Origin of the sequence: Leucobacter sp. MMO-125, from assembly GCF_037148395.1 — a bacterium.
Lineage (GTDB): Bacteria > Actinomycetota > Actinomycetes > Actinomycetales > Microbacteriaceae > Leucobacter.
The window spans coordinates 65,070-89,918 of sequence record NZ_JBBCTL010000002.1 but is presented as its reverse complement, the minus strand read 5'-3'; the positions used below and the strand labels follow the sequence as shown (position 1 = coordinate 89,918).

Below are 24,849 nucleotides of genomic sequence, written 5' to 3'. Positions count from 1 at the left end.
TTCGATGGCAGGCTTGGGCGGTGCACGGTGTTGACGCCTCGGCTCCGGGTCATGAGGGGTCTGCCGCGGATTCGGTGAGTCTGAGCTCGGGCGTCTGCTGAGCGTGAAAGGCGCCCCAGCGTGCGGCCGACGATTCGAGCGCTCCAAGGTCGATGCGCGACCCGGGAAATGGTGAAAGTTCGAGGCCCGCGCCCTTTCGCGTGCCTCTCCGCCAGGTGCCGAGCACCCGGCCGTCTGCCACGACAGTCGCGAGGAACATGCCGTTGCGGCCGGGCACGATGCGTTCGAAGTGCTCGGGATCGAGCTGCGGTTCTCGGTCGGTGTATCCGAGCAGGTGCTCGTCGAACGACGGCAGGAGGAGCCATTCGGCGTCGCCTGACGCAACGCGGGAGAGCGGATCGCCGAGCAGTTCGGGATCGGCCCAGAGTGCGCCTGCGGCACCCTCGACAGCATCGAGGCGGAGCGGCACCAGGCGGCCGCTTTCGCTAGCGAGCGCAATCGCGCGGCGGGCCTCGCGCACGGTGAGGCCGGTCCACCAGGCGAAGTCGCGCTCGCGCACGGGGCCGCGGGCTGCGGCGTATCGGGCCGCGAGTTCTGCGAGGGCGTCGTCGCCGTCGAGCTTGCGGGCATCGCGAATCCACTCGTCGGCGCGTACTAGCAGCGGTTCGGTGCCGTGAACGGGGCCGAAGGCCGCCAGGCCGTTCTGGCACAGCCACCAGATGAGGTGGTAGCGCCAGTTGCTGCTCCACTCGATGCCCGCGTCGGTCCAGGCCGCGGCGAGTGCGTCGCGGTCGAGCCCGCGGCCCTCCGCGGCGAGCCCGCTCAGTGCGTCGAGCGACACCTCAACGAGGGTGTCGAGCACCGCATCGCTGATGCCGAGAAACTCGCGCCGCTTCGGCGCACCGACGAGCACCCGGTGCGAGGTGGCCTGTTGCATCCAGCCGATGTCTTCGGCAGCGACGACATGAATAGTGCCGCGCATGGGCCAGGAGCGCACGACCAGGCCAGCGTTGAACGCGGCGTGCACATCGGCGACGCTGGTGCCAGGCGTTCGCACGCCCAGTGCCCAGCGCGAGGAGCGCCAATCTTGCCCCTGCGTCGCGAGCATGCGTCGCGCGGCCTCCGCGATCCGCTGTGGACCGTCTGACTCAGACGCATCGGCGGTTTCTCCAGCCGCAGCGGTGAGGCCCAGCGCACGCATGCGCAGGCGCAGCAGCTCTGATGCGGTGATCGTGTCGGTCATGCGGTCAGTGTAAACCGGGCCACCGACATTGACGGGGCCGGCGGCACCAACAGTGCCGCCGGCTCCCTTAGAACCGGGCCCGGTGGTAAGGGCCGGGCGTGAGGCTCTCGGCCGATGGAGCGCGCAACTCGTGCGCCCAGCTCAGCGGCAGGTGCGGGTTTGCGAGCAGAGGCCGCCCCACGAAGATCACGTCGGCCTGCCCCGTGACGAGGATGGTCTCTGCCTGCGCGGCCTCGGTGATGAGACCGACGGCTCCGATCGCAATGGCGCCGGTTGGAAGCTCACGGCGCAGCTGCGCGGCAAGCGAGGTCTGGTAGGCGGGGCCGACAGGGATGCGCGCTGCCGGGGTGTTGCCGCCAGAAGACACGTCGATGAGATCGGCACCCTCTTCGACAAGCCACGCCGAGACCAGTTTCGCTTCGTCAATGTCGAAGCCGCCCGCAGTCCACTCGGTCGCCGAGATGCGCACGAGAATCGGCAGTTCGGGATGGCGGATGCGGATCGCGCGCACGACTTCGAGCAGCAGCCGTGCGCGGCGTTCGAGATCACCGCCGTAGCCGTCGCCGCGAAGATTTGAGAGCGGAGAGAGAAACTCGTGCAGCAGGTAGCCGTGGGCTGCATGCACTTCGACGGCGTCGAAGCCGGCTGCGACCGCGCGATCCGCTGCCGCCGCGAACGCCGCGACGACGCCCGCGATCTCATCGATGCCGAGTGCGCGCGGCGCGGCGAACTCACCGAACGGCACCTCTGAGGGGGCCACGGTCTGCCAGCCGCCTTCACCCATGGGGATCGAGCCTTCGGGTGCGCCCGGCAACCACGGATAGGTGGAGGCCTTGCGGCCAGCGTGCGCGAGCTGCACCGCGATGCGTGCGCCGTGGGCGTGCGCGGCGTTCGCGAGCCCCGCGAAGGCCGCCGTCTGCTCGTCGTTCCAAAGCCCCAGATCGCGCGGTGAGATGCGGCCCTCTGGTGCCACCGCCGTTGCCTCGACAGTCACGAGACCGGCGCCGCCGCGCGCGAGCGCACCGATGTGCTGCAGGTGCCAGTCGCGCGGCACGCCGTCCTGCTGAGTGACCGAGTACTGGCACATCGGGGAGACCCAGAGCCTGTTGCGCACCTCGATATTGCGCAGCTGGATTGCTTGGAAAAGGAGCGGATCTGCCATGTGCGGAAGTGTATCGACTGCCCCTGACCGTTCTGCGGCAGATCTCGTGGGCGGGTGTGCGAAGGGTTACGGGGAGTCTGTGCGGCGCTTCGGGGGCGCGTGCGCAGCGCGATCGAACAGGAATGTCAGTGGTCTGTGGGAGGGTTAGTAGGGTTCCGTGACAGGTCGAAGGAGGCTCCGGATGCATGAGATCAAGTGCCCGCACTGCGGCAGGGCGTTCACCGTCGATGAGGCCGGGTACGCCGACATCCTGAAACAGGTGCGCGACCATGAGTTCGAGCAGCAGCTGCACGAGCGGCTCGAACTGGCCGAGCAAGACAAAGCGAGGGCGCTTGAGCTTGCGGCTGCGCAGTCGGCGGCCGATCTGCAGCGCGCCGCCGCTGCAAAGGACTCGGAGATCCAGGAGCTGCGGGCAACGATCGATGCAGCCGAGACCGCCAGGCGGCTCGCGGTTGCCGAGGCCCTCGGCGCGGTCGAGAAGGAGCGTGACGCGCTCGCGAGTGAGCTTGAGCAGGCGCGGCAGGAGAAGCAAGCGGCGGTGGATCTGGCCGAGGCGAAGCTCACGACCGAGCTGGAGCGTGCTTCCGCGGCGAAGGATGCTCAGATCCAGGAGCTGCGATCGCAGATCGAGACCGTCGAACTCGCCCAGAAGCTCGCGCTCGCCGAGGCCGTCGGCAGCGTTGAACGAGAGCGTGATGAACTGCAGAGCGGTCTCGCCCGTGCCGAGATAGAGAAACAGCTCGCAGAGCAATCGTTGAAGGAGCGCTACGAGACGCAACTGCGAGACCGCGAAGCCGAGATCGAGCGCTTGCGCGATATGAAGGCCCGCCTGTCGACCAAGATGCTCGGCGAGACGCTTGAGCTGCACTGCGAGAACACCTTCAACCGCTACCGCGCCATGGCCTTCCCGAATGCCTACTTCGAGAAAGACAACGATGCGAGCTCGGGCAGCAAGGGCGACTACATTTTTCGCGACCTCGATCCCGCCGGCATCGAAATCGTGTCGATCATGTTCGAGATGAAGAACGAGGCCGATACGACAGCCACAAAGAAGAAGAATGAAGACTTCTTCAAAGAGCTCGATAAAGACCGCACCGAAAAGGGCTGCGAATACGCGGTGCTCGTGTCCTTGCTCGAGCCGGAGAACGAGTATTACAACGACGGCATCGTCGACGTCTCGCATCGCTACCCCAAGATGTATGTGGTGCGGCCGCAGTTCTTCCTGCCGCTGATTACGCTGCTGCGCAACGGTTCGCTGAACGCCCTGAAATACAAGGCCGAGCTGGAGCAGGTGAAGGCCCAGAACATCGACATCACCAACTTCGAGTCGGAGCTCGACGCCTTCAAGGGTGCGTTCGGTCGCAACTACGAGCTTGCAACGCGCAAGTTCCACACGGCGATCGAGGAGATCGACAAGGCGATTGCGAGACTGCAGAAGGTGAAAGAAGAGCTGCTGGGGTCCGAACGCAATCTGCGCCTCGCCAACGACAAGGCGCAGGGCGTTACCATCAAGAAGCTCACCCGCAAGAACCCGACAATGGCGGCCAAGTTCGCCGAGCTCGAGAGCGGCATCGACGCATCCGCGGCCGAGTGAAGAAGCGAGAAAGCACACGCATGAACCTGGGATCGATGCTCGAAACCTCCTCCTTCGCCGAGGCCGACGAAGCCTTCGCGGCGTTCGAGGAGTGGGCGTGGGAAGAGCGCGGTTTGCGCCTGTACCCGGCCCAGGAAGAAGCGGTGCTCGGCATTGCTCTTGGCAGCAATGTGATCCTCGCCACACCCACGGGCACCGGCAAATCACTTGTGGCGCTCGGCGCTCACTTCATCGCGCTCGCAGAGCAGCGCCGCACCGTCTATACCGCCCCCATTAAAGCCTTGGTGAGTGAGAAGTTCTTCGATCTCGTCGCGGTGTTCGGGGCCGACCGGGTGGGCATGGTCACCGGTGACACCTCGATCAACCCGGATGCGCCGATCCTCTGCTGCACCGCAGAAATCCTGGCAAATCTCGCCATCCGCGACAAAGACGTCGACAATCCCGAGGCGGGCGGCATCACCCAGGTCATCATGGACGAATTCCACTACTACGCCGACTCCGAACGGGGCTGGGCGTGGCAGGTGCCGCTGCTGCTCATGCACGACGCGCAGTTCCTCCTGATGTCGGCGACACTCGGCGATGTCACCGAACTCGCCGCCGACCTCAGCGATGCCACGGGCCGCGATACCGCCCTCGTCACAGGCGTGGAACGGCCCGTGCCGCTCAGCTTCAGCTATGCGGTGGCACCCGCCCACGAGATGGTAGAGCAGCTCATCGAGCAGCGCCAGACCCCCGCCTATCTCGTGCACTTCAACCAGTCGCACGCCGTCGAACAGGCTCAGGCCCTCGCCAGCATCCGCATCGTCGACCGTGCCGGTCGCGACGAGATCGCCGCTGCGATCGGCGACTTCCGTTTTTCGACAGGTTTCGGCACCACGCTTTCCCGGTTGGTGCGCGCGGGTATCGGCGTGCACCACGCGGGAATGCTTCCCCGATACCGGCGACTGGTCGAGCAGCTCGCTCAGCGCGGTCTGCTGCGCGTGATCTGCGGCACCGACACGCTCGGCGTGGGCATCAACGTGCCCATCCGCACCGTCGTCATCACCGCGCTCACCAAGTTCGACGGTGAAAAGATGCGCCGCTTGAGCGCTCGCGAGTTCCACCAGATCGCGGGGCGCGCCGGTCGGGCAGGCTTCGACACCGAGGGCGATGTGATCGCTCTCGCACCCGAACACGAGGTCGAGAACGCCAAGCAGAGCGCGAAAGCGCAGGCGAAGGCGGCCTCAGGCAAGAAAGTGGGCAAAGGGCCGAAGAAGAAGGCACCGCCCCAGGGCTTCGTTGGCTGGAGCGAGCAGACGCTTGAGAAGCTCGTCGGCTCGCAGCCGGAACCCCTGGTGAGCCGCATGCGCGTGAGCCACTCCATGGTGCTCGGCGTGATCGGCCGCGGCGAGGAGTGGGAGGGCGAGGCTCTGAACACGATGCAGATGCTCATCTTCGACAGCCATGAGCCGAAGGCCCGCCAGTACGAGCATGCCCGCACCGCTATCGGCATTTTCCGCACGCTGCGCAACGGCGGCATCGTCGAGGTGCACGAGAACGAGCGCGGCGAACGCTTGCTGCGCCTCACCGTTGATCTGCAGGCCAACTTCGCACTCAACCAGCCGCTTTCTCCGTTCGCGCTCGCCGCGATCGACCTGCTCGACCCTGAGTCCGATGGCTACGCCCTCGATGTGATCTCCATCATCGAGGCCACCCTCGAAGATCCTCGCGCAATTGTGCGCGCTCAGGAGCACAAAGCCCGCGGCGAGGCCGTTGCCGCGATGAAGGCCGAGGGCATCGAGTATGACGAGCGCATGGAACTGCTCGAAGAGGTGACGCATCCGCAGCCGCTCAAAGAGCTGCTCGATGAGGCCTTCAACGCCTACGCCCAGGAGGTGCCGTGGGCGCGAGACTATGAGCTGCGGCCCAAATCTGTGGTGCGCGACATGGTCGAGCGCGCTTTCGGCTTCCGCGATCTGGTCTCCTTCTACCAGCTCGGTCGCGCCGAGGGCGGAGTGCTGCGCTACCTCAGCGATGCCTACCGTGCGCTCGAACGCACCATTCCCGAGCAGTCCAAGACCCACGAACTCGACGACCTCATCGACTGGTTGGGAGAGCTGGTGCGGCAGGTCGATTCAAGCCTCGTCGACGAGTGGGAAGAGCTCTCGAACCCGGAAGCCGCTGCGGTTCACGCCGCTGCGCTCGCGCAGGCGGAAGCCACAGGCGAGACGGTCGCGCCGCCCACCCGCTCCGTGCTGCGCAACGAGCGCGCTTTCACCGTGATGCTGCGCAACGCGCTCTTCCTGCGGGTGCAGGCCGCTGCCCAAGAACGCTACGAACTACTCGGCGAGCTCGACGGCTCAGCTGCGGGCAACTTCGGTGAGCAGCGTTGGCGCGATGCCCTGGCGGGTTACTTCACCGAGTATGACGAGATCCGCATCGATGCCGATGCTCGCGCCGCGGGGCTCCTCGAGATCGACAACGGCGCAGAAGCAGTGGCCGAGGGGGTCTGGCGCTTCAGGCAGGTGCTGCTCGATCCGGCAGGCGATCGCGACTGGGGGATCGAAGGCTTCGTGGATCTCGCCGCTTCAGAAGTCGAAGGAGAGCCTGCGGTGCGAGTGCAACGGGTGGGCCCGCTCGGCTGAGTGAGCCTGCGTGAACGCAGCTCCGAACAGGCTCATACTGCTTCAGTTGATGCTGTTTTCATAGGAAGGAAAGGCATAGACTGCACCCACGCTCGTTGTTTCGGGCTGGCATCGCGGGAAGGGGAGTTCGATGCATTCTGTCTTTCAGCGCTTGGTGGGCGTGATCATCATCGTCATCGTGCTCTGCGCAGTCGCCCTACTGATCTGGGGGGGTCACTGCGACAGACGCCGAGACTGTCTGGAACCCGGTGCGGCTCACCCTCGCGGGAGCCTGGACGGTGCTCTACAACTCCGAGGTGCCTCGCGCCGGCATCTGGGGCGTTGCTCTCGCGGTCGCCCTGGCCCTTGTCGCGATCGTGGTCGCCACCGAGCGCATCGTTGCACGGCGGTACCGGCGCACCCCGCTCGGTGTGATCGAACGATCGCTCGCTCCGAAGCAGATCATGGACCGCTCTCGCGGGGTGTTCGCCGGGGAGGTGACGGTGACGGTGCTCATTCCTGCGCATAACGAAGAGGCGTCGCTGCCCGCTACACTCACCTCGCTCAAAGACCAGACGCTGCGGGCAGACCGAGTGATCGTGGTTGCCGACAACTGCACAGATGGCACTGTTGCCGTCGCGCGGCAGCTCGGAGCCGAGGTCTTCGAAACCGTGGGAAACACCCATAAGAAGGGCGGTGCGCTCAACCAGGCCCTCGCCGAATTGCTACCCGGAATGGGCGACAACGATTCCGTGCTCGTGATGGACGCCGATACCCAGCTCAGCGAGCGCTTCCTCGAAACAGCAGTGGCGCGGTTCCGCAACGACCGGGCGTTGATGGCTGTCGGCGGCCTCTTCAGCGGCGAAGAGGGTCACGGCATGCTGGGCCAGTTTCAGCGCAACGAGTACTTCCGCTACCAGCGGGAGATCTCGCGGCGGGACGGTCGGGTGTTCGTACTCACCGGCACCGGAACGGTATTCCGTGCCATCGCGCTGCGCGCGGTCGCCGAGGCTCGCGGCCGTTCCATCCCGGGGGTGAACGGCGAGGTCTACGATACCTTTGCGCTGACCGAGGACAACGAGCTCACGATCGCGATCAAATCGCTCGGTGGCTTGATGACCTCACCTCGAGAGTGCATGGTCACCACCGAACTCATGCCGAATTGGCGGATGCTCTGGGCGCAGCGGTTGCGGTGGCAGCGTGGCGCCCTCGAGAACCTGGGAACCTACGGTGTTACCCCGCAGACGTTCCGCTATTGGAGCCAGCAGGTGGCGATCGGCTACGGCGTGTTCGCGCTCTTCGCCTACTTCGGGTTGATGTTCATCATGCTCACCGCGATGGACACCTGGGTGTGGTTCCCGTTCTGGCTTGGCATCGGTCTCGTGTTCATGGTGGAACGCACCGTGACGGTGTGGCGGGGTGGCTGGCGCGCCCGCCTGCTCGCCATGCTCGTTTTTCCTGAACTGGTCTACGACTGCTTCCTCAACCTTGCCTTCCTGAAGGGCGTCTTTGAGATCTCGTCCGGCCAGAATGCGACCTGGAAGCATGTCGAGCACGCCCGCCCGGAGGCGAGCAGCGGCACTCTCCAGGCGCGCGAACCGAGGCATGAAGCCGCCGTCTCTGAACGTTCCGCTTCGGAAGGATAACGACAATGCTGCACACCGGAATCCTGTTCCCCGAAAGCATCCTCCAGAGCGACTGGTTCGGGGTCTTCGCAACCTTCGTTGCGATCAACACGCTGATCTACGTGGTGCTGGGGGTGTCGAAGCTCTTTCCGGTGATCCACTTCAGCTGGCGTCGCGGTGGCCGCAACCGCCGTGGCGAGACGCGGAGCATCTACCCCGACGCCGAGATCTGAGCGGCTACGCCCCGAAGAGGGTCATGCCCTCGGCGGGCACGAGCACCGCTGCAGCAAAGAGCCCGAACCACACCACGGCAGCGATTTGCACGCTGCGGTTGCGGAAGAGCACCATTTCCGGGCCTTCGGCGCGGCCCTTGTCGATGTCGGATGCGTAGTAGAGCACGATCGCGAGGAACGGCACCACCGAAGAGACGGTGAAGACCTGGTTGAAGCCCGCGATTTGGAAGGCCCAGAGCGAATAGCCGAGCACCAGCATCGTGCCCGACATCGCCCAGACGAACTGCAGGAACGTCACCGAATACTGGGCGAGTGTCGAGCGGGTGTAGGCCGTGGGGGCATGCTGAGCTGCCAGCAGCTCGGAGTACCGCTTCCCGGCGACCATGAAGAGCGAACCTGCCATGATCACGAGCATGAACCAGGCGCTCACCGGGATTCCGGTGGCGGCAGCACCGGCAATGCCGCGGAGACAGAAGCCAGTCGCCACGGAGAGCATGTCGACGACTTTGCGATGCTTCGCCCAGGTGACGTAGAGCGCTTGCAGTGCGAGGTAGGTGATGACGACGGCCCCGAGTCCCGCGGCACCCGTGAGGAACGGCGTGACGACGGCCCCGAGGCCGAGCACAACGGCGGTGCTCGTGGCCGTGCGGGGGGAGACCCGGCCGCTCGCGATGGGGCGGTAGCGCTTCGAGGGGTGAATGCGGTCTGACTCGCGGTCCATGAGGTCGTTCACGAGGTAGACCGTGGATGAAGCGGCGCAGAACACCACGAATCCCAGGAGGGACTGCAACAGCACTTGCGGTTCGAAGAGGCGGCCCGCCGCGAGGGGCACCGCGAACACGAGCAGATTCTTGACCCACTGCTTGGGACGCAGTGCTGGGAAGAGTGAGCGCATACACTCTATTCTCGGGGGTCGTGCGGCTGAATCGGGGCCATGCCTGCCCCGAGTCCCAGAATGGAGTCGATGTGCGCATCGCGCTGCTGTATCTGCTCTTCGCGGCAATCGCCACGGCAACGAACCTGCTCGCTCAGGCCGCAGTGGTGCGCATGCTTGACGGCACCTGGGCGGTTGCGGCGGGCGTGCTCGTCGGCACCTTGGCGGGGCTCGCAGTGAAGTATGTGCTGGATCGGCGGTACATCTTCCGATTCCGCTCCCGGAGCCTGTCCAATAATATGCGCACGGTTGTCATGTACACGCTCTTCAGTGTGGTGACGACGGTGATCTTCTGGGGGTTCGAGTTCGGGTTCGATTGGATCTTCGGCACTGAGGCGGCGCGGTACACGGGTGCAGTGATCGGGCTCGGGATCGGATACGCGGCGAAGTACCAGCTGGACCGCCGCTACACTTTCGTCGAGAGGGAGGGGTAGGCGCATGGATCTGGTCTCCTGGGGGCGTCGCGGCCGGCATCCGCATCGGGTGCTGCGGCCGGCGGATCCCGGCAGCGTTGCCAGGGCGATCACGAGCGGTCATCCTGGTCTGGCGGTCGGCCTTGAACGCAGCTACGGTGATGCGGCGCTCAATTCCGGTGGCACGGCGTGGGACCTGACCGCGCTCGACGCCTTCATCGAGTTCGATGAGGAGACGGGCCTGCTGCGCTGCGAGGCTGGTGTCACGCTAGGCGAGATCCAGCGGGTGTTTTCTCGGCGCGGATGGATGCTCGCGGTGACACCCGGCACCCAGAACGTAACCGTGGGCGGTGCGATCGCGAACGATGTACACGGCAAGAACCACGCCGTCGCCGGCACCTTCGGCGGCCACGTCGAACGCATTGTGCTGCTGCGCACCGATGGTGAGCGCATCGTGTGCGGCCCTGACGAACGCGCCGACTTCTTCGCCGCAACCGTGGGCGGCCTCGGGCTGACCGGGGTGATCGTGGAGGCGACGATTCGCTTGGAACGGGTGGCGGGGCCGTGGCTGCAGACCCGCCGTGTGGCGTTCGGCTCGCTCTCCGAGTACTTCTCTCTGGTGAGGGAGAACACGGAGCCGTTCTCAGTGGGGTGGATCGATGTGGTCACCGATGGCGGTCGCCGCGGCATTTTCACCACTGCTCGGCCCTGCTCGGCCGAGCAGACGGCCGCGCTGCCCGCCGCTCAGCCGGAGCGCAGCCTCACCGTGCCCGTGACACCGCCGTTCTCGCTCGTGGGCCGGGCAACGCTGCCGGCGCTCAACAAGGCGTACTACTGGTGGCAGCGCTCAGGGGTCGGCACGCGGATCGAACACTACCGCGACTACGACTATCAGCTCGACGCGATCCGCGGATGGAACCGCATGTACGGGCCGCGCGGGTTCTACCAATACCAGAGCACCATCCCGTGGGAGGGCGCACAGGAGGCGACTTCCGATATGCTGCACCGCATCGCCCGCTCAGGGCAGGGCTCGTTCCTGGGGGTGCTGAAAACCTTCGGCGACACCCCCTCGCCCGGCATGCTGAGCTTCCCGGCGCCAGGCGTCTGCTTCGCCCTCGATTTCCCAGACCTGGGCGAGCGCACGCTGCGGCTCTTCGCCGAGCTCGATCGCATCGTGTCCGAGGTCGGCGGTCGTCTCTATCCGGCGAAAGACGCACGCATGCCGCGCGAACTCTTCGAAGCCGGCTATCCGAGACTGCCCGAGTTTCTGCCGTTCAGGGATCCGGGTATCGAATCAGACCTCGCAAGGAGGCTCATCTCATGACCAAGCACACCACCAGTTCTGCGCTCGTCGTCGGTGCGACCTCGGTGATCGCGCAGCACATCATGCGCCGCTGGGCCGACGCCGGTGCCGGTCGATTTGTGCTTGTGGGGCGCAACGCGGAACGGCTTGAGCGCGTCGCCGCCGACCTGCGGGTGCGCGGCCGTTCGCCTGAAGTGTCGATTGTCGCCCTCGACATGCTCGACCCCGAGGCGATCGCCAGGGCAGTCACCGAGGCGGCCGAGCAGGCAGACCCCGACACCGTGCTCATCGCGCACGGTGCCATGCACGATCAGCAGCGCATGCAGCAAGATCTCGTCCTCGCAAAAGACCAGCTTGAAGCGACGGGGGTGTCTCCGACGCTGTGGCTCGATGCGGCCGTGGGCCTGACCCGGGCGACACGGATCGCGGTGATCGGCTCGGTTGCAGGGGATCGCGGTCGCGCGAGCAACTTCTTGTACGGTTCGGCGAAGGGCATGGTCGAGCGGGCCGCCCAGGGCGAGCAGCACCGGCTGCACGGCACCGGCCGCCGCGTCAGCCTGGTGAAGCCGGGTCCCACTGCGACGCCGATGACGGCCCCGCTGCAGGAGTCGGGAGCCCGCCTGGCAAGCGCCGACGCGGTCGCGGGGATCGTGGTGCGCGCTATCGCGGCAGGCAGGCCGGTCGTCTACGCGCCTGGCCTGTGGCGGTGGATCATGCTCGCCGTGCGGCTCGCACCACGGGCGCTGTTCGAGCGCACCTCGCTGTAGCGCGCGCCTCGCTTCGCAGCGGGTCTCGCTGCGAAGCGCACCTCGTGGTGGGGCGGGGCCTCAGTGGCGCGCCTCAAACGCGCCCCGATCCGCATCCAAAAGCACCCGCAGCATCATCAGCACCCGCAGCATCATCAGCACCCGCAGCCGGATGCGAACCGGGATCCGCCCCCGACTACACCGCGACCACCGAGGAGTCCTCATACTCCTCGGTGAGCCCGTGCGGGGTCTTCTCCCAACGGTGCGGGCTAAAGTACATCTGCCAGGCCGCCCGCCACGCCGCAACCGAGTGCAGAATCCAGTAGAGCGGGTTGAGCAGCGCAAAGACGGCGATGCGCCAGTTGTAGCGACGCCAGGCCGCAGCCCCAGCGAACATGATCATCAGCGCGTTCGATGCCAACATGTTGATCGTGCCGCCGATCACGAGCCAGTCGGGCAGATTGAGGCCGATGACGTGCACGCCCACATAGGTGATGATCGTGAAGCCGAGCACGAGCGGGTAGGCGAGGAACGCGAGCGGCGTGCCGATGATCAACGCGGTGAGCGTGATGAAACCCGGCAGCCCGTTCTGCTTCAACCACGCGACAGGGTGTCTCGCGTTGACAGCGCCCGTCATCATGTAGCCCTTGATCCAGCGGGTGCGCTGCTTCACCCAGGCGGGCACCTCGGCGCACGCTTCCTCCCAGGTGACAGAATCAACCACGCCGACCCGCCCGCCTTGCACGGCGATGCGCATGCCGAGGTCGGCGTCTTCGGTGACGTTGTAGGGATCCCAGGCGCCGAGGTTGCGCAGTTGATCGGTGACGAAGTGATTCGAGGTGCCGCCCAGGGGGATCGGCACATGCCAGTCGTCCATGCCGGGCAGCATCGAGTCGAACCAGTGCGCATACTCAACCGCGAAGAGGCGGGTCAGCACGTTGTAGTCGGCGTTGAAGTAGTTGAGCGCAGCCTGCACGCAGATCAGTGGGCGCTGCTCGTTGTTCTCGAGGCGCTGTTCCGAGCGGAAACGCTCCACAACTTGCCGCAGTTGCTGCGGCTGTGGCCGATCCTCGGCATCGTAGATCACCACGAACTCGCCCCGCGCGAACGCCAGGCCGTAGTTGCAGGCGCGGGGCTTCGTCTGGGGGCCGCCGGGCGGCACGATCAGCATGCGCACATACTCTGGCGGGCGCATCGCCTTCACTGCGGCGATCGTCTCGTCATCGTCTTCTTCGAGCAGAAGCAGCACATCGAGCTTCGTCTTCGGGTAGTCGAGTGCGCCCAGATTGGAGACAAGCTTCGTGATGATGTTGGCCTCGCGGTAGGCGGGCACGAGGATCGTGTAGATCGGCAGATCATCATCCGGGATTGAGGAGACGGGCTCGGGCAAGCCTCTCACCTCACGCTGACGGTGCACCTCTGCGGCGAGGCTGCGCCGCCACACTCGGCGGAAGCTGCCGCGCACCCCGGCGAGCACTTTGAAGCCGACGTTGACGAGGAACATCGCGTTCGCGATTGCGAGCACCGTGATCGCGGTGACGAGCGGATCGAACACCGCGCCAACGATGATCACCGCAACAGCGATCACCGGCAGCGCGCGCTGCCACAGATTGAGTCCGTCTTTCGCTGAGGCCGAGTTGTCGCTGCTCGCCAGCGCCTCCGCGGCACCGAAGACGAGCGCGGCACGGCAGATCGACTGCACCACACGCACCAGATCCCAGTCGGTGGTGGTGACGAGCCGTACCTGATCGACACCGAAGCCCTCAACGATCTTCGCGGCCGCGGCCCTCTCAAGCGGGATCGTCGTGGCGACGGTCACCCATGATGGTCCGTGCGCGGGGCGTTCAACGGCAATTGGCAGCCAGCCCCGCTCGATCCAGGTCTCTGCGGTCTCGGTGAGGATCAGCTCGGCGTCGACCTCGCCCCGTTCGTCGAGCTGCACGAGGTCGACGAATGGGGCGCGCCACTGCTCGGCAAGTGCACGATACATCTCCATGCGCTGCACAGCGCCGCTCAGAATGAGGTGGCGCCCAAGCTGTCCACCGCCCTCCCGCTGCGCGGCGAGCGCCTCCTCGAGTTGCGTCTGGGTGATGAGCCCGCGGTCGAGGAGGATTTCGCCGATGCGGCGCCGGTCACGGCCGGGCATACCGATCATGAGCCGTCCAATCGTCGGAGGATGCGAATGTCACCCTCGGAGAACACGACCTCGTACTGCGCGAGCACGGCAGGGTGTTCGAGAAGCGTCGCGTACACCTGATCGGCGACCGCGGCGCTCGACAGTGACGGCGCGTCGGCCACCGTGTAAAAGATCCAGCGCGCGTGACCGGCGGGATCGCGCAGCGCCTCGTCGAACAGGGTGCCCGTGGACCGGTTGAAGTACTCGTGCAGCGGCACGCCGATCTGTGGCAGCACCGCATTGCCTGCCGCGGATTCGTCCATCAGAATCCCGCCACCGTCGTAGTGATCACCCAGGTAGCGCGCTCCGGCATCGGTGCCGTTGCCATGTTTGATTTCAAGGTAGCCAGCACCCTCGGCGAGCACGGCGCTGCGGCCCGGGAGGTCGGTCAGCGACCAGGCCAGCTGGCCGGCGAACGCGACGATCGTCGCGACCGCGGCTGCGATCCCGAGCCTGCGAGCCCGCCGAGATCGCAGGCAGGAGTCGATCCACACCGCGCAGAGCATCGCCAACCAGGTCAGTGAGACCAGGGCGTAGCGGTTGTTCCACCAGTTCGTCGGCATCGTGTGCATATTGTTCAGGTGCGTCTGGCCGAGGTAGAGGCTGAGCAGCGAGAACGCCCAGCCAGTAGCCAGCAGCCAGACGATGAGCGCGCGGGTCTCAAGCCGGAACCGCGCGCACAGCGCGATGAGCCCGAGCGCCGCGACCGCGAGGGTGACCGCGCCGACGGTGCCGATAATGGCCCAGTGGTAGGCCCACAGCGTGAGGCCCACGGAGCCCTTGTACGCCAGAAAGCCCGACTCTGAGACAGGAGCCTGCAGTGCCGCCGCCGAGTAGGGGCCGTTCAAGAACTCCAGCGGGTTCTGGTACACCGCGAAGTTGTAGGAGACCCACCACAGCACGCCGAGCGCGGGCCACAGCGCAAAGGCCGAGGCGAGCTTCACTACGTGCTTCAGCGAGCGCTTGCGCCGCCAGGCGACGATGATCACGAACAGTGTGCCGCTCGCCACCAGCGCCCAACCCTCGTAGCGGGAGAGTACGGCGCCGGCGGCGGGCGCGCCGCTGAACACCATCATCTCGCCGGCGCTCAGCTCGCGGGGCGAAAGCGCCCATGAGGCGAGCCCCGCAACCGAGGCGGTGAGGAACGCGATGAGCACGGGCTCGGTAAGCGCTGTCGTGTGCACGTAGAGCATGCTCGGGTTGGTGACGATGAGCCCGACGAGCACCAGGCGGGCGGTGCGGCCCAGGCCGATGCGCGCCGCGATCCGGTAGCTCGCCGAAGCTGTTGCGACGAGGCAGACGATGCCCAGAAGCGCCGCAGCCCAGCCTGTGGCCCACAACCAGTCGATAGCGACGAACGGCATCAGCAGCAGATTCGGCAGTGGTAGCCACACAGTGCCGAGCTGCGTGAAGCCTGGCGCCTTGCTGTCGAAGATGCGGCGTGCGATGGTGAGGTGGCTCTGCGCATCGGCGTAGGCGAATTGCATGTCGGTGCCGATGCTCCAGAACGCGGCAATGGTGCCCGCGATCAGCGCGATGGCCGCGACGATGAGGGTGCCCGGCACGCGGCGCCCGGTTGCGGGCGCGTCGAGCGCCGCCCAGGCCGCCCGAAAGCGGCCCGGCGCGGCCTCGGCCTGGATCACGAGCCGTCGCTGCGGCGCCCGGCGTCCGTTCCGGGCTCGGCCGCAGCGTCGTGAGCCGGAGCCGCCTCGGTGGCCGGAGCGGCGCTCGAAGCTGCAGCCGCAGGGGTCGCATCGGCGGGCAGCGGATCTGCGCCGGCGACCGGTTCGGTCTCGCCCGCCGCGGCGGCCTCGTCAGCAGCCTCGGCCTCAGCTTCGACCTGGCGCGTCGCCACTGCGCGGCGGCGTCGTGCGGCGGTGGCGATTCCCATGATCACGAGCAGCAGTGCGAGGCCGCCGATTGCGACCCACGCGATCCAGGTGTAATCCTCGCGGTAGGCCTGCTGCGGAACCACGGCGTTGATGTCGAGCAGTTGGGGTGCAGCGTCGCTGTCGGACTGGAAACGCAGCACTCCGGAGAGGGTGTACCAGTCGGTGCCGGCGAGGTCGTCTGCGACGCTTACGAGCAGCGTCTCGGGGGTTTCGCCGTTGGGAGCCCACCCGCCGACGACCAGCAGATCGCGGTTGCCGGATTCGAACGCCATGAGGGCGGAGTAAGGCTGATCGACGGCCACGGTCAGCTCGGTGCTGCCCGAGGGGGCGAGGGTGCGGAAGCGGTCGAGGCGCAGCGGGGTGCGCAGCGAGTTGGCCTGGTCTGGTGTAGCTCCTACGAGAAGACCGGGCTTTGTGGAGTCGATCAGCTGCTGCGCGGATTCGACGGTGATGTCGAGCTGGCGGCTCGACACCCGCTGCAGCGCGGCGACGATCGATCCGGCGGCCTGCAGTTCTGCGACGCTCGGGGTGTCCGAGCCTGTTGCGACTGCGAGGGTGCCGCCGAGAGCCTGCGGGAAGCGTTCGAAGCCGGGCGATACGGCCTGACCGCGATGGGCGGTCACCGTGCTGGCGCGGGCGTCGAGGTCGAGGCGCACTTGTGGCAGCAGTGACTCGTCGATGCAGGCGCCGCCTGCGGCAACCGCGGTCAGTCGCACGACGAGGCCGTTCGAGGCGCGCACGCTCGACGACGGGATGGTGATGGTGCGGTCGATGCTCGGATCGTCTGCGGAAATAGGCAGCGTGTCGACGAGCACATCGTTCCAGAGCACCTCTGCGGAGGCGATGGTGACGGCGTCGACGGTGCTGACAGCGCCGGTGAGGTGCAGGGTGTAGCCGTCGACAGGTCCGCCAAAGGCGTCCTGCGGCACACTGATGAAGCCGTCGGTGACGCCGTAGCCGCGCAGTGAGACGCTGGCGGTGCCGAGATCTTCGAGACTGAGGGAGAGAGCGGTGTCTGGCCCGGTGGCCGGGGCAGCAGCGAGGCCTTCGGTGTCTGCGGCGGAGGCGAGGGGGAGCCCTGCTGAGCCGAGCGCTGCCGCGGCGGCGGTGAGTGTTTCGGGGGCGCCCGATACGACGAGGCGGGGGACGCCCCGCTCGTCGGTGTCGATGCCGGTGACCGCGGCGCCGCTGCCAGCCTCGAAGGCGATGACGCGCTGGGTTACGGGGTCAACCGTGTCAGACGCCGGAGCGTCGAGCGACACCGAGGAGGCGCTGCCGAGGCGGTGCGTTGCTGCGGCCACCGCGCTCAAGCCCGCTTCGAGCAGCTGCGGATCGCCGCCGGTGACCACCTCGACCTGCTCAACCCAGGGGGAGAGGAAGGTGGCTACGGTCTCGGGCGGGGTTGCCTCGCCGGCGGTGTCGATTGCCGCGTCGGTGATAGCAAGGCGGGTGCCCTGCTCGCGCTGTTGGGTTTCGCTTGCCACCCAGCACACGAGGCCCGTGTTCCAGGGCAGCGAGAAAGAAATGTTGACGCGACCGTCGACGACGTCTTCATCGCTGAGCGGGAGGGTGATTTCTCCGTCGGCCGGGGTGACGGTGCCGAGGGGTCGACGCTCGCTGCTCACCTGCACCTGGGCGGAGTCGTCGCCGGCGAGCAGTGACAGCCGGGCGGTGAACTCCTGCGGTGTGGTGCCGTCGGGCACGGCGAAGGGAAGCCAGATCGTGCCGCCGCTCGCGAGCTCGGCGCGCTCAGATCGTGACCGCGCAACCTCGGGAGCTGCTGCCGCATCGGGCGACTCTGCGGCGCTCTTGCGCTCGGCGGGATCTTCAGCCTGCGCCGGAGCTGTGGTGTCGGCGGGGTTGCTCGGCTGATCCGGCGAGATCTGCGTTTTCACGCTCGGGCCCGCAGTGGCGAAGGCCGGTGCGGCGCCGGCGCCGACGCTCGCCAGCACGAGGACTCCCGAGAGGATGGCAGCGGGTGCGCGCCGCAATCGCCTGTGGCCCGCGGTGCGAGTGGTTGAACCGAAACCCGGCGCACATGTGCTCATCGTTGGACAGCCTTCCCCCTGAAGAAACGCAACTCACCGCAATCCTACGGGTGTCGGCTTGTGAGATCAGGCCGAAGGGGTGCTCGCGGGGTATTCCGGCCTGCGCAGTAGGAGGTTTCACCCTCTGGGGGGCGGATTCGCATGCGGCATCGCCCGCTGCAGCGTGCCCCAGCGTGCCCACTAGAATTTCCCCATGCGCCTCGGAGTGATCGACGTCGGATCCAACACCGTCCACTTACTGGTGGTCGATGCTCACCCGGGTGCGAGCCCTGCCCCTTACCACTCGCAGCGATCGGTGCTGCGGCTGATGCGCTACCTCGACGCAGATGGCGCGATCGTGGAGGAGGGGGTGCGGCGCATCGTCTATGCGATCCGCGAGGCCGCAGACACCGTGCGCGAGATCGGTGTCGACGACATGATCGCCACCGCCACGAGTGCGATCCGCGAGGCCGCCAACGGTGAGGAAGTGCTCGCGCGCATCACCAGGGAGACCGGGGTGGTGCTGCGGGTGCTTTCGGGTGAGGACGAAGCGCGGATCACGATGCTCGCGGTGCGGCGCTGGCTCGGCTGGTCGGCGGGCGAGATTCTGCTCTTCGACATCGGTGGTGGCTCGTTCGAGATCGCGCAGGGCGCTGACGAGTATCCCGATGTGCAGGTGTCGTTGCCGCTCGGCGCGGGCCGATCCACGATCAACTTCCTGCCTGAGGATCCGCCATCGCGCGAGGCCGTTTCGCTGCTGCGGGCGCACGCCCGCGCCGAGTTCACGCGGGTGCGCGAGCAGATCTTCGCAGACCGCCCCAGGCCCAAGCGGGTGGTGGGCACCTCGAAGACGATCCGCTCACTCGCGCGACTCGTGGGCGGCCCCGCCGATCCCATCACCGGCGATCTCGCACAGTTGCACTACGTCGGCCTGCGCGAGTGGGAGCCGACGCTGCGCGATATGCCGGGGTCGGTGCGCGAGTATCTGCCGGGTGTGACCCCCGAGCGTGGCTACCAGATCATGGCGGGCGCGGTGGTGCTGCGCACCGCGATGAAGGTGTTCGAGGTCGACACCCTCACCATCTCGCCGTGGGCGCTGCGTGAGGGCATCGTGCTGCGTTACATCGACGCGCTCGACGGAAGGGGCGCGGATCCCGTGTCAGAACCGGCCCCGGAGCTGGGGTGAGTGTCGTGCCGCAGGGGCCCGCGACCAGGGAGCTTGACGGAGGAGTCGACTGGACGGCCCTGCACGCCGCGGCGAACGCGGCCAAGGACGCCGCCTACGCTCCCTATTCTCGCTATCGGGTGGGTGCTGCGGCGCTCGTCGACGACGGCCGCATTGTCGCCGGCTGCAATGTGGAGAACGCCTCGTACGGGCTGACGCTGTGCGCGGAGTGCTCGCTCGTGTCGGCGCTGCACATGAGCGGGGGCGGGCGCCTGGTGGCGTTCGTGTGCGTTGACGGCGACGGGGCGACGATCATGCCGTGCGGTCGCTGCCGACAGCTGCTTGCCGAGCATGCCGCCCCTGGCCTGCTGATTGAGACGGTCGCTGGTGTGCGCACCATCGACGAGGTGCTGCCGCTGGCCTTCGGGCCGCGTGATCTCGGGGCCTGACGGCCTCGAATCAATCGAGGGCGGCGATAGCGTCGCGAATCGCCTCGGCCAGCTGGCGCACCGCCGCGGAGGGCTGCTTGCCGGCGCCGTCGGCCGGAGCCGCGATGAGCAGGGAACGCACGAACGACGGATCGTCGATGGGGCGCAGCACGACGCCCGGATGTTCTCGGGTGCTCGCGAGGCGGGGGAGGAAGCTGACGGCCATGCGAGCGGCCACCATGCCGAGCATGACTTGGAAATCATCGGTGCGGATCGCCACATCGAGAGTGTGCCCGGCCTGTGCGAAGGCGTCGATCACGATGGCGTCCATGGGGTCGTCCCAGGCAGCGGCGAAGAGCCAGCGCTCACGGCTCAGTGTGAGCAGTGCCGCGCGGTCGATGGTGGTGTGCGTCGCGAGCGGGTGCCCTTCCGGCAGTGCGAGCATAAGCGGATCGCGCAGCACCTCGGTGGTGACGATATCGGAGCGGAACGACAGTTCGTGGCCGGGCACCGAGTACACGATGGCGGCGTCGAGCTGCCTCCGGTTGACGTGCTCGACGAGCTGCGGCACCTCCTCGAGCACGGCGTCGAGTTCGATTCCGATCTCGGTCACCTGCGCGACGATCGACGGCAGCAGTTTCGCGGCAGCGGTCGGGAACGTGCCGAAACGCAGTCGCACGCGCCCCATCTGGGTGAGGTCGCGTGCGTCGCGCAGGGCGAGATCGGTCAGGGAGAGGATCTCCTCGCCGCGATCGAGCAGCAGCACGCCGACGGGGGTGAGTGAGCTGCCGCGCGAGGAGCGGTTGATCACTGCGGCACCGACTAGACCGTCAAGGTTCTTGAGGTGGTAGTCGACGGTCGGTTGACTCCAGCCGAGGCGACGAGCGGCCCCGGTAACGGATCCCTCGGCGTGCACGGCTCGCAGAGCTTGGAGCTGACGCAGATCGATCATGGCATCCCACTATCCCATATCTGACGCAGGGGCACCTGCGGTACATTTGTCACATACAGGATATGTGGCTTCCGAGACGATACGGGGATTCACGATCGCGATCCGCACCCCCACCATGGAGGGATGCTCCACACCGCCGACCCCAGCCTCCTCCCCGCGCTCGACACCGACACGAATGTTGCAGACCTCACTGCGGACAGCTCGCGCGCGGCCGAGCGGCAAGCGGTGCTGCGCCGGCACGCGGTAACCCCCTACGCAGACGCACTCGATCGCTACGTCGCGCGCGGCCCCATGCAGCTCATGGTGCCCGGGCATGGCGGCAACGATCACGGGCTCGCCTCCCGCCTCGCCGATTTCCTCGGCGAGCGCACCCTGCAACTCGACATCCCCATGCTCATCGATGACGTCGACCTCGGAGCCGACTCTCCCCTCGACCAGGCGCTCGCGCTCGCCGCCGAGGCCTGGGGTGCGCGCCGCACCTGGTTTCTCACCAACGGCGCCTCGCAGGCCAACCGCACCGCGGCACTCGCTGCCCGCGGTCTCGGCGAGCACATTGTCTCGCAGCGCAGCGCGCATTCGAGCTTCAGTGACGGCGTGCTCGCAGCGGGACTGATCCCCAGTTTCGTCTTTCCCACGGTCGATAACGTTCATGGCATGTCGCACGGCGTCTCCCCAGCGGCGCTCGACGCGGCCCTCACGGCAGCTGAGCGGGAGGGGCGGCCGGCTTCCGCCGTCTACATCATCTCGCCGAGCTACTTCGGATCCGTCGCCGACGTGCGCGGCCTCAGTGAGGTCGCCCACGCTCACGGTGCCCCGCTCATCGTCGACGGTGCCTGGGGGCCGCACTTCGGTTTCCACCCCGAGCTGCCGGAGTCGCCCGCGCGCCTCGGGGCCGACCTTGTCGTATCGAGCACCCACAAGCTCGCCGGCTCCCTCACCCAGTCGGCCATGCTGCACCTCGGCCACGGCCCCTTCGCCGACCGTCTCGAACCGCTCATCGAACGTGCCTTCACCATGACGGCCTCAACCTCGACCAGCGCGATCCTGCGAGCCTCCCTCGATATCGCCCGTCACTCGCTCATGACCGGCGAAGCCGAGATCGGGCGCTCCATCACCGGTGCCCGCCGTTTCCGTCAGATGCTGCGCGACGACCCCCGCTTCGGTGTCGTCAGCGACGGATTCGACAGCTTCGAAGACATCGTAGACACCGACCTGCTGCGCGTGCCCATCGATATCTCCGCGACTGGTGTCAGCGGCCACTGGCTGCGGCAGCGACTCATCGACGTCGACGGCATCCACTTCGAAATGGCCACAGCCACTTCGCTCGTCGCCGTCATCGGCGCGGGCAAGACCCCTGACTGTGAGCTCGTGCACCGCGCCCTCATCGCGGCGGTGGACTCCGAAGCAGCCGCCGTCGAGCGTGAGGCGCACGCCGCAGCGGGGTCCTTCCCCGCGCTGCCCGCGCCCGGTGCGCTGCGCATGACGCCCCGCGACGGCTTCTTCTCGCAGACCGAACTCGTCTCGGCCGCAGACGCCGTGGGGCGGGTCTCCGCAGACACGCTCGCGGCCTACCCGCCAGGCATTCCCAACCTCATTCCCGGCGAAGAAATCACTGCCGAGACGGTCGCCTTCCTGCAGGCGGTCGCAGCGTCGCCGACGGGCTACGTGCGCGGCGCCGTCGACCCAGCGGTGGCCTCCTTCCGTGTCACCCGCAGCGCTTAGACTCAATCCCATCAACCGGCCGCAACGGCCCACACCGAACACAATCGACGACGACGTCTGGAGAACCCATGTCCACATCGCAGACGCTGCGCCAGCAGCTCTTCCGCGTGAAGCCCGTTCCGCGCGATGGCGGTGAGAGCGGCAGCACCCTGAAGCGCAGCATCGGGCTCTTCCAGCTCACCCTGATCGGCGTCGGCGGCACCATCGGCACCGGTATCTTCTTCATCCTCTCCGAAGCGGTGCCGATCGCCGGGCCCGCGGTGATCTGGTCGTTCATCATCGCGGCCACCGTGGCCGGCCTGTCGGCGCTGTGCTACGCAGAACTCGCGAGCAGCGTGCCGGTCTCGGGCTCCTCCTACTCCTACGCCTACAGCACCCTCGGCGAGCTGCCCGCGATGGGCGTGGCAGCGTGTCTGCTGCTTGAATACGGCGTATCGACAGCGGCCGTCGCCGTGGGCTGGTCGCAGTATGTCAATCAGCTCATGGGCAATCTCTTCGGCTTCCAGCTGCCCGCCGCGCTGTCGGCAGCCCCCGAAGAGGGCGGCATCATTAACCTGCCGGCCGTGATCCTGATCGCGATGTGCGCCTTCCTGCTGGTGCGTGGCACCTCGCACTCGGTCGTTGCGAACACCATCATGGTGCTCATCAAAATCGCCGTGCTGCTGTTCTTCGTCGCGGTGGGCATCACCGGCTGGAACGCCAACAACTTCGCCGACTTCGCGCCCTTCGGGTTCAGCGGTGTGATGACCGGTGCCGGCCTCATCTTCTTCTCATTCGTCGGCCTCGACGCCGTCGCCACCGCAGGCGACGAGGCGAAGAACCCCCGCCGCAACCTGCCGATCGCGCTGGTCGCCGCGCTCGTCGTGGTGACCACGATGTACGTGCTCGTCGCTGTCGCAGCGCTGGGCGCGCAGCCCACTTCCGAGTTCGAAGGGCAGTCGGCCGGTCTCTCGCAAATCCTGGAGAACATCATCGGGGCCACCTGGCCGGGCACGCTCGTCGCGGCGGGTGCCGTCATCTCGATCTTCAGCGTCACGCTCGTGGTGCTGTACGGCCAGACCCGCATCCTGTTCGCGATGTCTCGCGACGGCATGGCGCCCAAGATCTTCCAGAAGGTCAACCCGCGCACCATGACCCCGGTGGCCAACACCATCATCGTGTCGGTGATCGTCGCGATTCTCGCGGGCGTGCTGCCCATCAACTTCCTCGCCGAGATGACCTCGATCGGCACCCTCGCCGCCTTCACCGTCGTGTCGATCGCCGTGATGGTGCTGCGCAAGCGCGAACCCGATCTGGAGCGCAAGTTCCGCGTGCCGCTCTACCCGGTGATCCCGATCCTCTCGATCATCGGCTGCCTCTGGATTATCAAAGATCTGCGCCCCATCACCATCTTCGTCTTCCTCGGATGGACCCTCGTCGTGCTCGTATGGTGGTGGTTCACCGGCCGCAAGAACTCGGTGCTCGGTGAACAGCTCAAGACCGGCCTGATCCGCCTCGTCGGCCCCGGCCGGTACCGCGACGGCGACGCCGAGCGCGCCGCCGCCCACCTCGAGACCGGCACGCTCAACATCCCAGACCTCGCCCCTGGCGATTCTGCTGCGGGTGATGATGCGGCACAGCACTCGGGCGGATCGTCGCCCCAGGGCCGCGGAGACGAACGATGAGTGTCGTCGTCGGCGTCGCGCCGGGGCACTGCTCGCACGCCGCGGTAAGTCTCGCCGTGCTGCTCGCCCGCTCATCTGACCTGCCGCTCGTGGTCGTGGCCGTCGACGCCGCGGGCTGGCCGCCGCAGCGCCCGCTCAGCGGGGTCGACGGTGAATACCAGCGCTTCGTACGCGAACAGGCCGAAGCCGCCCTCGACGAGGCCCGGGCGCTCGTGCCCGACGACATCGACGCGAGCTACATCGTGCACGACGGGCCCAGTGCGCGGCGCGGCCTGCTCGAAGCCTGCGAGAAGCTGGGCGCGCAGCGGCTCGTGGTGGGTGCGAAAGAGACCGGCCCAGACGGCGAGGTTGTGCTCGGCTCCGTCGTCACAGGCCTGCTGCAGAGCGCGCACCTTCCGGTTGCCGTCGCACCGCACGGTTTCGAGGCCGCGCCAGGAGCCCGGCTGCAGCGTGTCACCGCCGCCTACAGCGGATCGGAGACCTCTGCCGAACTCGTGCTCGGCGCCGCAGCGATTGCGGCCCAGGCGGGGGAGGGCATCCGCATCGCGTCGTTCCACACCCGCCCGCGCGCCTTCCTCACCGCCAGGGTGGGGCGCGATGTCGAGAACGAGATCATCGAAGACTGGGAGGCGCAGATCCGCGAACACGCCGAGGCGATCCTCAGCACGATCGAGCAGTTCGAGCGGCAGCCCGCCTCGGTCGAGGTGGCCGTCGGCGCCGGCGACAGCTGGAGTGCCGCGCTGCGCGCAATCCCGTGGCTCGATGCCGAGGTGCTGGTGGTCGGATCGAGCAGCCTGGGGGCGATCGCAAAGATCTCGCTCGGCTCGCACGCCGTCAAAATCGTGCGCCACTCGCCCGTGCCTGTAGTGGTGGTGCCGCGTCGCGCCACCGACGACTACGTCGCCAGGGGGCGTTCAACAGCCGCAGCCTGATGCGGGCAGTGGGCGGAGCGGGGCGCAGCCTCCCA

General features: G+C 67.1%; 19 protein-coding genes. 12 read left to right on the top strand and 7 right to left on the bottom strand.

Annotated features, from left to right (window positions below):
- Positions 1–49: 49 nt before the first annotated feature.
- Positions 50–1,243, bottom strand: coding sequence for a winged helix DNA-binding domain-containing protein (locus WFI54_RS05240; RefSeq protein WP_336651740.1), 1,194 nt, complete (start codon positions 1,241–1,243; stop codon positions 50–52).
- Between the two features lie 67 nt (positions 1,244–1,310).
- Entirely contained in the window at positions 1,311–2,405 is a 1,095-nt protein-coding gene (locus WFI54_RS05235; RefSeq protein WP_336651739.1) for an NADH:flavin oxidoreductase/NADH oxidase, read from the bottom strand.
- A gap of 181 nt (positions 2,406–2,586) precedes the next feature.
- Here WFI54_RS05235 and WFI54_RS05230 point away from each other — a divergent pair, with 181 nt between their 5' ends.
- The 4 genes from WFI54_RS05230 (at position 2,587) to WFI54_RS05215 (ending at position 8,460) form a co-directional block, all read left to right on the top strand.
- Entirely contained in the window at positions 2,587–3,999 is a 1,413-nt protein-coding gene (locus tag WFI54_RS05230) for a DUF2130 domain-containing protein (protein WP_336651738.1), read from the top strand.
- 20 nt (positions 4,000–4,019) lie between these two features.
- On the top strand, positions 4,020–6,623 hold the full coding sequence (locus tag WFI54_RS05225; protein WP_336651737.1) for a DEAD/DEAH box helicase: 2,604 nt from the start codon (positions 4,020–4,022) through the stop codon (positions 6,621–6,623).
- A gap of 248 nt (positions 6,624–6,871) precedes the next feature.
- On the top strand, positions 6,872–8,248 hold the full coding sequence (locus tag WFI54_RS05220; RefSeq protein WP_336651736.1) for a glycosyltransferase family 2 protein: 1,377 nt from the start codon (positions 6,872–6,874) through the stop codon (positions 8,246–8,248).
- A 5-nt stretch (positions 8,249–8,253) separates the two neighbouring features.
- A complete protein-coding gene (locus WFI54_RS05215; protein ID WP_336651735.1) occupies positions 8,254–8,460 on the top strand; it encodes a hypothetical protein in 207 nt (68 codons plus the stop codon).
- Between the two features lie 4 nt (positions 8,461–8,464).
- Here the strand turns inward: WFI54_RS05215 and WFI54_RS05210 are convergent, their stop codons facing one another.
- A complete protein-coding gene (locus WFI54_RS05210; protein ID WP_336651734.1) occupies positions 8,465–9,463 on the bottom strand; it encodes a decaprenyl-phosphate phosphoribosyltransferase in 999 nt (332 codons plus the stop codon).
- Between WFI54_RS05210 and WFI54_RS05205 the strand changes: the two genes are divergently transcribed.
- Genes WFI54_RS05205 through WFI54_RS05195 form a run of 3 tightly spaced genes read left to right on the top strand, consistent with a single transcriptional unit; the run spans position 9,427 to position 11,877 of the window.
- Entirely contained in the window at positions 9,427–9,828 is a 402-nt protein-coding gene (locus tag WFI54_RS05205; RefSeq protein ID WP_336651733.1) for a GtrA family protein, read from the top strand. The genes WFI54_RS05210 and WFI54_RS05205 overlap by 37 nt on opposite strands.
- A 4-nt stretch (positions 9,829–9,832) precedes the next feature.
- Positions 9,833–11,131 (top strand): FAD-binding oxidoreductase, encoded by a 1,299-nt coding sequence (locus WFI54_RS05200; RefSeq protein ID WP_336651732.1) that lies wholly within the window; start codon positions 9,833–9,835, stop codon positions 11,129–11,131.
- Positions 11,128–11,877: an SDR family NAD(P)-dependent oxidoreductase gene (locus WFI54_RS05195; protein ID WP_336651731.1), complete on the top strand. Its 750-nt coding sequence runs from the start codon at positions 11,128–11,130 to the stop codon at positions 11,875–11,877. Before WFI54_RS05200 ends, WFI54_RS05195 begins: the two co-directional genes overlap by 4 nt.
- 175 nt (positions 11,878–12,052) lie before the next feature.
- Here the strand turns inward: WFI54_RS05195 and WFI54_RS05190 are convergent, their stop codons facing one another.
- Genes WFI54_RS05190 through WFI54_RS05180 form a run of 3 tightly spaced genes read right to left on the bottom strand, consistent with a single transcriptional unit; the run spans position 12,053 to position 17,876 of the window.
- A complete protein-coding gene (locus WFI54_RS05190; RefSeq protein WP_336651730.1) occupies positions 12,053–14,011 on the bottom strand; it encodes a glycosyltransferase in 1,959 nt (652 codons plus the stop codon).
- The gene (locus tag WFI54_RS05185; RefSeq protein ID WP_336651729.1) at positions 14,008–15,675 is read right to left on the bottom strand and encodes a hypothetical protein; all 1,668 of its coding nucleotides are present in this window, start codon (positions 15,673–15,675) and stop codon (positions 14,008–14,010) included. The genes WFI54_RS05190 and WFI54_RS05185 overlap by 4 nt, the downstream gene beginning before the upstream one ends.
- Positions 15,672–17,876: a cellulose biosynthesis cyclic di-GMP-binding regulatory protein BcsB gene (locus WFI54_RS05180; protein WP_336651728.1), complete on the bottom strand. Its 2,205-nt coding sequence runs from the start codon at positions 17,874–17,876 to the stop codon at positions 15,672–15,674. The genes WFI54_RS05185 and WFI54_RS05180 overlap by 4 nt, the downstream gene beginning before the upstream one ends.
- A gap of 289 nt (positions 17,877–18,165) precedes the next feature.
- Here WFI54_RS05180 and WFI54_RS05175 point away from each other — a divergent pair, with 289 nt between their 5' ends.
- Positions 18,166–19,137 carry a Ppx/GppA phosphatase family protein gene (locus tag WFI54_RS05175; RefSeq protein WP_336651727.1) on the top strand — a complete coding sequence of 324 codons (972 nt, stop codon included), beginning with the start codon at positions 18,166–18,168 and terminating at the stop codon, positions 19,135–19,137.
- A complete protein-coding gene (locus WFI54_RS05170; RefSeq protein WP_336651726.1) occupies positions 19,134–19,565 on the top strand; it encodes a cytidine deaminase in 432 nt (143 codons plus the stop codon). Before WFI54_RS05175 ends, WFI54_RS05170 begins: the two co-directional genes overlap by 4 nt.
- A 10-nt stretch (positions 19,566–19,575) precedes the next feature.
- On the opposite strand, the gene WFI54_RS05165 is transcribed toward WFI54_RS05170, so the two are convergent.
- Positions 19,576–20,496, bottom strand: coding sequence for a LysR family transcriptional regulator (locus tag WFI54_RS05165; RefSeq protein WP_336651725.1), 921 nt, complete (start codon positions 20,494–20,496; stop codon positions 19,576–19,578).
- 123 nt (positions 20,497–20,619) lie between these two features.
- On the opposite strand from WFI54_RS05165, the gene WFI54_RS05160 reads away from it, so the two are divergent.
- The 3 genes from WFI54_RS05160 (at position 20,620) to WFI54_RS05150 (ending at position 24,814) form a co-directional block, all read left to right on the top strand.
- Positions 20,620–22,218 (top strand): aminotransferase class I/II-fold pyridoxal phosphate-dependent enzyme, encoded by a 1,599-nt coding sequence (locus WFI54_RS05160; RefSeq protein WP_336651724.1) that lies wholly within the window; start codon positions 20,620–20,622, stop codon positions 22,216–22,218.
- Positions 22,219–22,286: 68 nt separating this feature from the next.
- Positions 22,287–23,882 (top strand): amino acid permease, encoded by a 1,596-nt coding sequence (locus WFI54_RS05155; protein WP_336651723.1) that lies wholly within the window; start codon positions 22,287–22,289, stop codon positions 23,880–23,882.
- The gene (locus tag WFI54_RS05150; RefSeq protein WP_336651722.1) at positions 23,879–24,814 is read left to right on the top strand and encodes a universal stress protein; all 936 of its coding nucleotides are present in this window, start codon (positions 23,879–23,881) and stop codon (positions 24,812–24,814) included. The genes WFI54_RS05155 and WFI54_RS05150 overlap by 4 nt, the downstream gene beginning before the upstream one ends.
- The last annotated feature ends 35 nt before the right edge of the window (positions 24,815–24,849 follow it).